11 protein-coding genes are annotated in these 11,696 nt (G+C 73.3%); 10 read left to right on the plus strand and 1 reads right to left on the minus strand.

Annotated features, from left to right (window positions below; genetic code table 11):
* Positions 1-200: 200 nt before the first annotated feature.
* Positions 201-1,835, minus strand: coding sequence for a glutamate--tRNA ligase (locus SVTN_RS27880; RefSeq protein WP_041131575.1), 1,635 nt, complete (start codon positions 1,833-1,835; stop codon positions 201-203).
* Positions 1,836-2,082: 247 nt separating this feature from the next.
* Between SVTN_RS27880 and SVTN_RS27885 the strand changes: the two genes are divergently transcribed.
* From SVTN_RS27885 to hemB, 10 genes are all read left to right on the plus strand, one after another.
* Entirely contained in the window at positions 2,083-3,303 is a 1,221-nt protein-coding gene (locus SVTN_RS27885; protein WP_041131576.1) for an MFS transporter, read from the plus strand.
* Positions 3,300-4,217 (plus strand): TIGR03619 family F420-dependent LLM class oxidoreductase, encoded by a 918-nt coding sequence (locus SVTN_RS27890; protein ID WP_041131577.1) that lies wholly within the window; start codon positions 3,300-3,302, stop codon positions 4,215-4,217. The genes SVTN_RS27885 and SVTN_RS27890 overlap by 4 nt, the downstream gene beginning before the upstream one ends.
* Before the next feature lie 131 nt (positions 4,218-4,348).
* Positions 4,349-5,278 (plus strand): LysR family transcriptional regulator, encoded by a 930-nt coding sequence (locus SVTN_RS27895; RefSeq protein ID WP_078908522.1) that lies wholly within the window; start codon positions 4,349-4,351, stop codon positions 5,276-5,278.
* A 169-nt stretch (positions 5,279-5,447) separates the two neighbouring features.
* Positions 5,448-6,377 (plus strand): DMT family transporter, encoded by a 930-nt coding sequence (locus SVTN_RS27900; RefSeq protein WP_041131578.1) that lies wholly within the window; start codon positions 5,448-5,450, stop codon positions 6,375-6,377.
* 109 nt (positions 6,378-6,486) lie between these two features.
* Complete coding sequence (locus SVTN_RS27905; RefSeq protein ID WP_041131579.1) at positions 6,487-7,107, plus strand: LuxR C-terminal-related transcriptional regulator; 621 nt, start codon at positions 6,487-6,489, stop codon at positions 7,105-7,107.
* A gap of 104 nt (positions 7,108-7,211) precedes the next feature.
* Positions 7,212-7,631, plus strand: coding sequence for a tautomerase family protein (locus SVTN_RS27910; protein ID WP_041131580.1), 420 nt, complete (start codon positions 7,212-7,214; stop codon positions 7,629-7,631).
* A gap of 170 nt (positions 7,632-7,801) precedes the next feature.
* Positions 7,802-8,554, plus strand: coding sequence for a maleate cis-trans isomerase family protein (locus SVTN_RS27915; protein ID WP_041131581.1), 753 nt, complete (start codon positions 7,802-7,804; stop codon positions 8,552-8,554).
* Entirely contained in the window at positions 8,551-9,801 is a 1,251-nt protein-coding gene (locus SVTN_RS27920) for an FAD-dependent oxidoreductase (protein WP_041131582.1), read from the plus strand. Before SVTN_RS27915 ends, SVTN_RS27920 begins: the two co-directional genes overlap by 4 nt.
* Complete coding sequence (locus SVTN_RS27925) at positions 9,770-10,570, plus strand: aspartate/glutamate racemase family protein (protein WP_041131583.1); 801 nt, start codon at positions 9,770-9,772, stop codon at positions 10,568-10,570. The genes SVTN_RS27920 and SVTN_RS27925 overlap by 32 nt, the downstream gene beginning before the upstream one ends.
* 103 nt (positions 10,571-10,673) lie before the next feature.
* Entirely contained in the window at positions 10,674-11,693 is a 1,020-nt protein-coding gene (gene hemB, locus SVTN_RS27930) for a porphobilinogen synthase (RefSeq protein ID WP_041131584.1), read from the plus strand.
* The last annotated feature ends 3 nt before the right edge of the window (positions 11,694-11,696 follow it).

Raw genomic sequence — 11,696 nt, forward strand, 5'->3', positions numbered from 1 at the left:
GAGCGGGCCCGTCGGTGCGCCCCGCGCCGTGTGTCGCGCCGGGGTGCCGGGGCCCCGGCGGTTAGCGTCGGAGCGCGCTCGGTGATCTTGAGGACAGTCCCCTGTCCGCCCCTGGCGTCCCCTTCCGAGCCGCCCGACCCGAAGCGTGACGTCGTCCCGCCGTCCCGCGCCCGTCGACCCGGCCGGCCCGCAGTGCCGCCTCACCCCGCCACGGCGGTGAGGCGGCGCACCACCTCGTCCCGGCCCAGGGCCCGGGCCACGGCGAAGAGGTCCGGGCTGCGGGTGGCGCCCGTGAGCGCGACCCGGGCCACGTTCGCGACGACGCGCGGCGGGCCCGCCCAGCGGTCCGGGTCCCCGCGCCAGGTGGCCGTGTCCGGGGCGTAGCCGTGGCGCCCGGCGATGGCGCCGAGCTTCGCGTACCACTCGTCGGGGGAGACGGCGGCGAAGTCGGCGGCGATCCGCCGCACGAGCTCCGGGGCGAGGCCGCCGTAGCGGTCGTCCCCGGGCGCCGGTGCCGGGCCGAAGAGCTCCGCGAAGAAGAAGCCGTACCGGTCGCGGAAGCAGGACCAGCGCTCCAGGTCCTTGCGGGCGGGCGCGCCCTCCGGCCGGCCCGTGGCCACGGCCGCAAGGGCGAGCTCCTCGTGGCGCGCGAGGACGGAGGCGAGCTCCGGGTCGTACTCCTCCGCCCAGACGAGGAGCTGCGCGTACAGCTCGCCCGGGGTGAGCGAGGCGATGAACTCCCGGCTCAGGGAGTGCAGTTTGGGCAGGTCGAGCAGGGGGCCCGAGGGGCGCATGCCGTCGAGCCGGACGTCGGCGGCGAGCGCCTCGGCGGTGGGGACGTCCATGAGCCGGATGTTGGCGAGGCCCCGCAGATAGTGCTGGACGGCTGCCGGGGGATAGCCGGCGGACAGGTAGTAGTCCACCGACGCCTCGGGGTCCTTGCGCTTGCTGAGCTTGCGGCGCGAGGGCCCCTCGGCCTTCATGAGCGGGGCGAGGTGCGCGTACGCGGGCGGCTCGAAGCCCAGCGCCGCGTGCAGCTGCAGATGGACCGGGGTCGAGGAGAGCCACTCCTCGCCGCGCACCACCAGCGTCACCCGCATCAGGTGGTCGTCCACGACGTGCGCGAAGTGGTAGGTGGGCAGGGGCAGTTCCTCCTGCGAGGACTTCAGGAGGACGATGTCGTTGCCGTTGTCCTGCATGGTGACCGAGGCCCGGATGCGGTCCGTGAACCGGACCCGGCCGGGGAACTCGTACGGGCAGCGGAACCGCACCACGTACGGCTCGCCCGCCGCGAGCCGACGCGCGGCCTCCTCGGGCGCGAGCGTCCGGCACGGCGCCCAGCGCCCGTAGTAGCCGAGCGGCGAGCGGCCCGCGCGCTGCTCCTCCGCGCTCCGGGCGAGCAGCTCCTTGCCGCAGAAGCAGGGGTACGCGCGGTCGCGTCTCAGGAGCTCGCGGACATGGCTGAGGTAGATCTCCCGGCGCTCCGACTGGAGGTACGGACCCCACGCCCCGTCCCCGGCGACCCCGCCCTCGTCGGGCGCGAGCCCGAAGGCACCGAGCAGGCGTGAGAACTCCTCGGCCGCGCCCGCCACTCGGCGCGAGCGGTCGGTGTCCTCGACGCGCAGCACGTGCACCCCGCCCGACTGGCGGGCGAGCGCCCGGGCCACGGCCGCCGTGTAGAGGCCGCCGATGTGCAGGTGTCCGGTGGGGCTCGGGGCGAAGCGCGTGACCTCGGCGCCGTCCGGCAGGGCGCGCGGTCCGAACCGCCGCTCCCAGTCGGCCGGTTCCGGGAGGTCGGGCGGGAACATCGCGTTGATGACGGACAGGTCGAGCACGGTGGACTCCCTCCTGGGTTCCTGGTGTGCCTGGTTCCTGGAGAGATCCACCGTAGGCCGGTGACCGGCCGTTTCGAGGGGTACGAGGGCGCGAGGCTGCGGAACTCCGAACCCTCTTCGGCCTTGTGGGCCCCCGGGGGCGCCGGGGGTCAGTAGCGTCCCGAGGACCGTTCCGTACGAAGGACCGCTCCGTACGGCGACCGTCCCGTACGGCGACCGTTCCGTACGACGACCACAAGGGGGTGTGATGGGCGGCACGCGCGCGGTGGGCCTGCTCGCACTCGGCTCCTTCGCCATGGGGACCGACGCCTACGCGATGGCAGGACTGCTCCCCGACATGGGCGCCGACCTGGACGTCTCCGTCTCCCTCGCCGGCCAGTCCGTCACCGCCTTCACCCTCTGCTACGCCCTGGCCGCGCCGCTCTTCTCGGCCGTCCTCGCCCGCTGGGGCACCCGTACCGTCCTCGTCACCGCGCTGGTCGTCTTCGTGCTCGCCAACGCCGGTACGGCCCTGGCCGGTTCGTACGCCGTGCTCCTCGGCACCCGCGCCCTCGCCGGCGTCGGAACGGGCCTCTTCACCCCGGCCGCCGCCACCGCCGCCGTCGCGCTCGTCCCGCCCGAGCGGCGCGGGCGCGCCCTGGGCCTGGTCCTCGGCGGGATGAGCGCGGGCACCGTGCTCGGCGTGCCGCTCGGGCTGCTCGTCGCGGCGGTCTCCGGCTGGCGGGCGGCCCTGTGGCTGATCACCGCCCTCGGCCTGGCCGCCCTGCTCGGCGTCGCGACCGCGCTGCCGCCCGTACGGGGAGCCGCCGCGCCCTCGCTGCGGGACCGGATCGGCGCCCTCGCCCGGCCCCGGGTCGCCGTGGTCGTCGCCGTCACCTTCACGCAGACCGTGGCCAGCCTCGGGCTCTACACCTACCTGGAACCCGTCCTGCACCGCGTCGCCGACGTGGGCAGCGCCGTGCCGTACCTCTGGGTCTGGGGCATCGGCGGGGTCTGCGGCAGCTTCCTCGCCGGGACCCTCGTCGACCGGACCGGCCGGCCCGCCCGCCTCGCGGTCACGCTCCTCGGCATCCTCGGCGGCGCCCTCGCGCTGCTGCCGTGGACCGGCGCCGTACCCGGGCTCGTCCTGCTGCCCCTGCTCGTCTGGGGCGCGGTCGGCTGGGCCTTCGTCGTCCCGCAGCAGCACCGGCTCCTCGCACAGGACGGCGGTGCCGCCGCCGTCGGCCTCAACAGCTCCGCCACCTATCTCGGCGGCGCCGTCGGCTCCGCGCTCGGCGGCCTCGCCCTCGCCCACGGGCTCGACGCCCGCCTGCTCCCGCTCCTCGCCGCCGGGGCCGCGCTCGCGGGAGTCCTCTTCCACCTCGCGGTGGCCCGGCGAACCACCGGGCCCGACCTTCCGGACAACGCACACGGGGCCGGAGCCGCGGACGCGACCGCGGCCGGGGCCCCCGAAAGGAACGCCTCATGAAATTCGGCGTCAATCTGCCCAACTACGGGCCCGAAGCCACCCCCGACGCCCTCGCCGACTGGGCGCTGCGGGTCGAGGCGATGGGCTACCACTACGCGATGGTCTCCGACCACGTGGCGCTCACCCCGGACGTCCAGCACCTCTTCCCCGCCCCGTTCTACGACCCCTTCGCGACCCTCGCCTGGCTCGCCGGGGTCACCAGGACGGTGGGGCTCGGCACGACGGTGACGATCCTCCCGTACCGGCATCCCGTGCACACCGCCCGCGTCGCCGCCAACATCGACCGGTTCAGCAACGGCCGGCTCGTCTTCGGCGCGGCCGCCGGCTGGGCCGCCCGGGAGTTCGCCGTCCTCGACGTGCCGTACCGCAAGCGCGGTGCGATCAGCGACGAGTACCTCGCCGCGATCAAGGCCTGCTGGGCCGACGAGGTCGCCTCCTTCGACGGCGCCCACGTCTCCTTCCGCGAGGTCCACACCGGGCCGCTGCCCGTACAGCGACCGGGCCCGCCCGTCTGGGTCGGCGGCCACAGCTACGGGGCGCTGCGCCGGGCCGTCCGCCTCGGCGACGCCTGGCACCCCACCTCCGTCTCCGGCGACTGGCTCCTCGGCGTGGGACTGCCCACGCTCCGCCAGGTCGCCGAGGAGCAGGAACTCCCGGTGCCCGACCTCTGTCCCCGGATCAAACTGCGGGTCACCCCACGGCCGCTGGGCCCGGGACGGCTGCTCGGCGAGGGCACCCTGGCGCAGATCGCCGACGACCTCGGGCTCCTCCAGGAGCTGGGCGCGGGCGCCGTCGTCCTCGACCCCACCTACCCGGGCGACCGGCGCGAGGCGGGCCGCACCGCGCGGGACCTCGACGTCCTGGAGACACTGGTCAAGGAGGTCATCGACGTGGACGCCGGCTGCGTACGATGACGAGACGCTGACGGCTTTACGAGCGGCTTTACGAACGGTGTTGCAAACGACGTTACGAGCGGCGTTACGAACGGCGTTACGAACGGCTTTACGAACGGCTTTACGGATGGCTTCACGGTGAGGGGGAGGGCGTGCGGGACGTGGCCGATCTGGACCTGCGGAAGCTGCGCGTGCTCAGGGAGCTCAGCGAGCGCGGCACCGTCAGCGCGGCCGCCCGGGCCCTCCACCTCACCCCGCAGGCCGTCTCCCAGCAGATCAGCGCCCTGGGGCGGGAGTTGGGCGTCCCGCTCACCGAACCGTCCGGGCGCCGGCTGCGCCTCACCGGCGCGGCGCGGATCGTGCTCCGGCACGCCGACGCCGTGTTCACCCAGGTCGAGCAGATGCGCGCCGAGCTCGCCGCGCACGAGAGCGGCGACAGCGGCGAGGTCGCGGTGGCCGGCTTCTCCACCACCCTCTCGGCGCTGATCCTGCCCGCCGTGGCCCGACTGCGGGAGACCCGGCCGCTGCTTCGGACCTCGCTCGCCGAGATCGACCCGCCGGAGAGCTTCTCGATGCTGCACCGCGGGGAGACGGACGTCGTCATCTCCGCGGACACCGCGCACCATCCGGGGGCGGTGGGCGAGGACCCGCGGTTCCACCGCGTCGCGCTCTGCGACGACCCCTTCGACATCGCCCTGCCGGAGGGCCACCGGCTCCTCGACAGCCCCCGGCTGCTCCTCGCCGACCTCGCCGAGGAGACCTGGATCTTCGCGACGACCGGCATGTGCCACGACATCGGCGTCGCCGCCTGTACGGCCGCCGGGTTCACCCCGCAGGCCTCCCACGCCATCGGCGACTGGGACGCCACCCTCGCGGCGGTGCGGCTCGGCCTCGGGGTCGCGCTCGTCCCGCGGATGGCCAAGCCGGCGCCGCGGCCCGAGGTGACGATCCGCGCGTTCAGCGCGCAGGCCCCGTCCCGTACGGTCTTCGCGGCCGTACGGGAGGGCAGCCAGACCTCCCCGGAGATCGCCGCCGTCCTGGACGCGCTCCGTACGGTGGCCAGGGCGGCCGTCGCCGCCTGAGCACCGTCCGACCTGGCGGAACGCGATTCGCCACGGCTCGTGGAAGGTACCGTCCACGAGCCGTTGCTGGACCCCGTCCGGCCGCCGCTGCCAGGCTCGTTCCCGTACCGCGGACCACTTCGCGCGTCCCTGAACCTCCCCCTTGTCCTCTCCTGGAGCGGGAACACCCATGTCCAAAGCCACGTACGCGCGGCTGGCCGCGCTGAGCCTCATCTGGGGCTCCGTCTTCCTGTGGATCAAGATCGCCGGATACGGCTTCTCACCCGTGCAGATGGTGCTCATCCGGCTCGCCCTCGGCGCCGTCGTCATCCTCGCCATCGGCTACGCGAAGGGGCTCCGGCTGCCCAAGGAGCCCGCCACCTGGGGGCATCTGGCGGTGGCCGCGCTCCTCGGCAACGCCGTCCCCTGGACCCTGTACGCCGAGGGCGAGATCGGGGGCTCCAGCAGCGTCGCCGCCGTCGTCAACGGCAGCGCGCCGATCTGGACCCTGGCGGCCGCGCTCCTCCTCGGCCAGGAGAAGCGGGTCTCCGGCTACAAGGCCGGCGGTGTGCTGCTCGGCCTCGGCGGCACCGCGCTCATCGCCTCCCCCTGGAACTCGGCCTCCGCGGGCAGCGGTTGGAGCATCCTCTGCTTCGTCCTCGGCTCGATCAGCTTCGGCGCCAGCTTCGCGTACATGGGCAAGTTCCTCGTGGGCAAGGGCATTCCGCCGCTGATGCTGGCCGGCGGGCAGCTCAGCGTGGCGACCGTGCTGCTCCTCGCCGCCTTCCCGTTCCTCGGCCTCCAGGCCGTGACCTGGCGCGCCGACTCGGTGATCTCGGTCCTCGTCCTCGGCGTGGTCTGCACCGGCTTCGCCGCACTGCTCAACTTCGAGCTGATCATCAAGGACGGTCCCACGGTGGCCTCCACCGTCACCTACCTGATGACCGCGGTGGCCGTGGTGCTCGGCGCCGTCGTGCTGCGCGAGCCGCTCGGCTGGACCGTGTGGCTGGGCGCCGTGGCGGTGCTCGCCGCCACCGGCCTGCTGCGCCGCAAGCCCCGCCCGGCGGCCGAACCGGCCCCCGAGGCGGCCCCCGTGCCGACACCTGCGGCGGCCGATTAGCCGAGCGCCGTCAGAACCCATTGAATGTCGGGCCGCCGGTCGCAACATTGTGTTCATTAATGGGCCGGGTGATGGATGGTAGCGTCACAGGTGGAAACACCCGGCCTTAATGGGGGAGTCGCACGTGGCTTTTGTGGTCGAACTCGTTTTCCGTGGCAATGGAACGGACCGGTTGAGTTTCGGAGAGGCTCATCGGGCCTACTGGAAAAGAATGGCCGCGCGCGGCATCCTGCTCGGCGGCGGCCCTTGGCGGGACGGCACCGGGGAGTTCCTGGTCTGTGAGGCCCCCGACCGCCGCACCCTCTTACGGGTGCTGTACGCCGACCCGTACGCACAGGCACAGGTCATCGGCGAACTGCGGGTCCGGGAATGGAACGCCGTCATGGGGCACGTGGTCCTCGCCGGCCTCGAACGGTCCACCGGCGGCGCCGGCACCCACGAGCGAATACGCGGGGGCGTGCCGGCGTCCGTCACGCCGCCCACCCCTCCGGGCGCGCGTGAGGAGCTGACCGCCCCGCCGAGCGCCCGTGAGGAGCTGACCGCCCACGAGCGGCGCATCGCCACGATGATGCTCGACGGCCTGACCAACAAGCAGATCGCCGAGTCCTTCACGGTCTCCACCCGGGCCGTGGAACTGCACATCACCCGGATCTACCGGAAGCTCGACATCCGCAGGCGCGCCCAACTGGCCGCTGCCATCGACCGGTTCGAAGCCGCGCCGGCCTGCTGATCCGCACCTCCTGACGTACACGCGTCCTGACGTACGCACCTCTTGACGTACGCACTTCTTGACGTACACACCTCCTGACTTACGCACCGATGATGGGAGTCGCCATGCCGCTGGTCGAGATAACCGTTCCCGAGGGCACCCTCTCCGAGGCCGCCGCGGAGGTCCTGCAGCAGCAGGTCGCCGACTCCGTGCTCACGGCCATGGAGCTGCCGCACACCGAGTTCTTCGCCGCCGCCACCTGGGTGTACGTCCGCGAGGCCGCCAAGGGTCTCGCGACCACCGGCGCCGGTCGGCCCCCGGGCGTCCTGGTCGTCCTCACGCCCCTGGAGGGCTTCCTCACCCCCGAGCGGAACGAGGCGCTGTCCGTCGAGGTCACCCGGCACGTGCACGCGGCGACCGGGCCCGACACCGTCGTCTGGCTCGTCGTGAACGAGATCCCGGAGGGGAACTGGGCCGTGAACGGCGGCCTCACCCGCCGCGCGAAGATCGACGAACTCGTCGCCGAGGCGGCCGCCGGCAGCTGAATTCCGCATTCCTCCCGGCCTCGGCGCCGCACCGTATTCACGGTGCGGCGCCGTTCGCATTTCCGGAACCGGGCCGCCCGGAAAGGAGTGCGGATTCCCGTATCGATGTACGGGTCGCCCCGCCCGTACGGTGATGTCAATGGCACCGAACGGAAGGGAGAGACTCGTTCATGGCTCTGCAATCGGCGCCGCGACTCGGTGTGGTGGTTCCGTCCGGAAACGCCGCCGCCGAACCCGAGATCGGCAGCCTCGTAAGCCCCGCATTCAATGTGCACACTTCCCGGTTCCCGGTACTTCCCGGAAAAGACCTGCGCGGTCGTCTGGAGAAGTACAACGACGTGCTCCCCGAAGTGCTCGGGAATTTCGGCGGACTGCGTCTCGACGCGGCAGTCGTCTCCTGCACCGGCTCGCACTACCTCCTCACCCCCGAAGGCGACCGCGCGCTCTGCGCGGAGCTCTCCGAGCGCGTCGGAGCGCCCGTGCGGTCCGCCGCCCTGGCCATCCTCGACACCGCGCGGGCCGTGGGCGCCGAACGGCTCGTCCTCGTCTCGCCGTACGAGCCCTGGCTCACCGAACTCTCCCACGCCTACTGGGAGTCGGCCGGGCTCACGGTCGACCGGATCGTCAAGATCCGGGCCGGCGCGCGCTTCTCCCCGTACGACGTGACCACCGAGGAACTCGTCGCCCAGGTACGGGAGGCCGAACTCCCCGAGGACGCCACGCTGTTGTTCACCGGCACCGGCATGTTCACCTTCGACGCGCTCGCCGAGCTCGGCCGCGACAGCGGGCGCACCCTGCTCACCTCCAACCTGGCGAGCGCCTGGTGGGCCCGGGACGCCCTCGGCCTCCCGGCCGACGGACCGGACGCGCACCCGCTGCTCCGGAGGCTCACGGAGCGGGCCGCCGCCGTGACCGTGTCGTGAGCGGTCGTACGCCACCCCACGGCCCCGTCGCGGTCGTCGGCGCCGGGCCGGTGGGCCTGACCGCCGCGCTCGTCCTCGCCCGCGCCGGGATCCCGGTGACCGTCCTGGAGTCCAGGAGCGAACTGGCCACCGAGTCCCGCGCCTCCACCTTCCACCCCGCCACCCTCGACCTCCTCGACGAACTCGGCGTCGCGGCCGCCCTGCGCGTCCAGGGCCGCACCGTCGACCGCGTCCAGTGGCGCGACCTGGACGGCACCGTGCACGCCGAGCTGGACTACGGACTGCTCGCCGGGCACACCGGCCACCCGTACCGGCTCCACGTCGAGCAGGCCCGGCTCACCCCGCTGCTGCTCGACGCGCTGACCGCGACCGGCCTCGCCGACGTACGGTTCGGGGCCACCGTCACCGGCGCCGAGGAGACCGGCGACGAGGTGCGGCTGCGGACGGAGGACGCGGCGGGGCGACCCGCTCACACCCGCCACCCGTACGTCCTGGCGGCCGACGGCAGCCGCAGCCGGCTGCGCGAGCTCGCCGGACTCCCGGGCACGGCCGAGGAGTACCCGGACTACGCGCTCCGCGTGGTCACCGACTCCCCGCTCGACGAACTGGTACCCGGCCTCGCCCCGCTGGCGTACGTCCGCGACCCCCGGGCCTCGTACAGCGCGCTCGGGATGCCCGACCACTGGCGGCTCATCTTCCGCATCCGGCGCGGCACGCCCCGCGACGAGGTGCTCGCGCCGGGGGCCGTACGGGCCCGGGTCGAGCAGGCCCTGCCGGGCGCCGCCGGACGGGCCGTGCGCATCACCGACGCGCACACCTACCGGCTCGCGCGGTTCCTGCTGCCCCGCTACCGGGCCGGCCGGGTGCTGTTCGCCGGGGACGCGGCCCACCTCACCTCCACCGCCGGCGGCCTCAACATGAACTGCGGTCTCCACGACGCCGTGGAGACCGGCCGGGCCCTCACCGCCGTCCTGAGGACCGGCGCGGGCGACGAGGCGCCGCTCGACGCGGCCCTCGGCCGACGCCGCTCCGTCGTCGAGACGGCCGTCCTCCCGCGCAGCGAGGCCCGCACCGCCGGCCTGGACAGCTCCGCCGAACTCCTCGCCCGGATCGCCGACCTGCGGCGCACCGCCGCGGACCCCCGCGCGGCCACCGACTACCTGCTCAAGGCCTCACTTCTCGACGTCGCACCACGACCCCTGAAAGGTGACGCACATGCGGATCTGGTTTCACAAGCACACCGTTGAGGGGCGGCTTCCGCTGCTCGACCAGTGGTACCGCGAGCACCTCGACGCGATCGCCGCACCCGGCACCACCGTCGACATCAAGACCCTGCCGGCCGACACGTACCCCGACCGCACCCCCTTCGGCCTCGTCGGCCACCACTCCGCCCAGGTGCTCTTCAGCCGCCACTTCTCCGAGTCCGCGCTCGTCGCGGAGCGGGAGGGCTACGACGCCTGGGTGATCGCCGCCGGACAGGACCCCGGCCTGCGCGACGCCCGCCACCTCGCCTCCATCCCGACCCTCGGATACGGCGAGACGGCCTTCTTCCTCTCGGCGCTCACCGGCCAGCGCTTCGGCGTCCTCGGCTTCATGCCGCCCCTGGAGGAGCCCATCAGGGCCAACATCCGCCAGTACCGCCTGGAGTCCTCGCTCAGCTCGTACGAGGTCGTGCCCGGCGGCTGGGACTCCGTGCACCGCTCCCTGGAGGGCGACTTCGACGAGTTCGTCGAGGTGTACTCGGCGGCCGCCCTGCGCGCCGCCAAGGCCGGGGCCGAGGTCATCATCCCCGCCGAGGGCATCCCCAACGAGATCCTCTGGCACCTCGGCATCCACGAACTCCACGGCCTGCCCGTGATCGACCCCGCCGGACTCGCCGTGAAGCTCGCGGAGACCCTCGTCCAGCTCGGCGAGCTGAAGCTCTTCCAGCGCAGCGGCCACGGCTACTGGTTCAGCCGCCCCGACGAGCCCGTCTCCAAGCACCTGGAGCAGGTCTTCCTGGGCTCGGCCCTCTAGGGGATGCCGTGTCCGACGCACCGCACCCGCGCCCGCACCCGCGCCCGCACCCGTACCCGCATTCGAGATCGCACGCCGCCACGCCTCCCGAGGAGTCACGCCCATGACGTACGACGCCTACGGCCGCAACACCGCGGCCACCGACCCCGCCGCCCCCTACTACCGCCCGCGCCGCCTCCGCCGCACCCCCGCGCTGCGCCGCTTCGCCGCCGAGACCCGCGTCGGCCCCGCCAACCTCGTCCAGCCCCTCTTCCTCCGCGAGGGCCTCACCGAACCGCGTGAGATCCCCTCCATGCCGGGCGTCTTCCAGCACACCCGCGACACCCTCCGCAAGGCCGCCGCCGAGGCCGTCGCCAACGGGGTCGGCGGGCTCATCCTCTTCGGGATCCCCGAGCACAAGGACCCCACCGGCACCGGCGCCGTCGACCCGGACGGCATCCTCCAGGTCGCCCTGCGCGACGTCACCGCCGAGGTCGGCGACTCCACCGTGATCATCGGCGACATCAACCTCGACGAGTACACCGACCACGGCCACACCGGCGTCCTCGACGCCAACGGCGACGTCGACAACGACGCCAGCATCGAGCTGTACGCGCGGGCCGCCGTCGTCCAGGCCGACGCCGGCGCCCAGATCGTCGCCCCCAGCGGCATGATGGACGGCCAGGTCCGCCGCATCCGCGAGGCCCTCGACCAGGCCGGGCACCAGTCCGTCGCCATCCTCGGCTACTCCGCCAAGTACGCCTCGCACTTCTACGGTCCCTTCCGCGACGCCGTCGAGTCCACCCTGCGCGGCGACCGCAAGGGCTACCAGCAGTTCCCCGGCAACATCCGCGAATCCCTCCTGGAGGTCTCGCTCGACGTCGCCGAGGGCGCCGACCTGGTCATGGTCAAGCCCGCCCTCGCCTACCTCGACATCGTCCGGCTGATCGCCGACCACGTGCAGGTGCCCGTCTCCGCCTACCAGGTCTCCGGCGAGTACTCCATGGTCGAGGCGGCCGCCGCCAAGGGCTGGATCGACCGCGACCAGGTCGTCCGGGAGAGCCTCGCCTCCATCCACCGCGCCGGTGCCACCCAGATCATCACCTACTGGGCCTCCGAGTTCGCCCAGAGCCTGGACCGGTGACCC

Origin of the sequence: Streptomyces vietnamensis, assembly GCF_000830005.1 — a bacterium.
In the GTDB taxonomy this organism is placed as follows: domain Bacteria; phylum Actinomycetota; class Actinomycetes; order Streptomycetales; family Streptomycetaceae; genus Streptomyces; species Streptomyces vietnamensis.

Bases quoted from the DNA above. Each gene is read 5' to 3' on its own strand.
- SVTN_RS27885 (WP_041131576.1), top strand. From the start codon at position 2,083: ATGGGCGGCACGCGCGCGGTGGGCCTGCTCGCACTCGGCTCCTTCGCC.
- SVTN_RS27890 (WP_041131577.1), top strand. From the start codon at position 3,300: ATGAAATTCGGCGTCAATCTGCCCAACTACGGGCCCGAAGCCACCCCC.
- SVTN_RS27900 (WP_041131578.1), top strand. From the start codon at position 5,448: ATGTCCAAAGCCACGTACGCGCGGCTGGCCGCGCTGAGCCTCATCTGG.
- SVTN_RS27905 (WP_041131579.1), top strand. From the start codon at position 6,487: ATGGGGGAGTCGCACGTGGCTTTTGTGGTCGAACTCGTTTTCCGTGGC.
- SVTN_RS27910 (WP_041131580.1), top strand. From the start codon at position 7,212: ATGCCGCTGGTCGAGATAACCGTTCCCGAGGGCACCCTCTCCGAGGCC.
- SVTN_RS27915 (WP_041131581.1), top strand. From the start codon at position 7,802: ATGGCTCTGCAATCGGCGCCGCGACTCGGTGTGGTGGTTCCGTCCGGA.
- SVTN_RS27925 (WP_041131583.1), top strand. From the start codon at position 9,770: ATGCGGATCTGGTTTCACAAGCACACCGTTGAGGGGCGGCTTCCGCTG.
- hemB (WP_041131584.1), top strand. From the start codon at position 10,674: ATGACGTACGACGCCTACGGCCGCAACACCGCGGCCACCGACCCCGCC.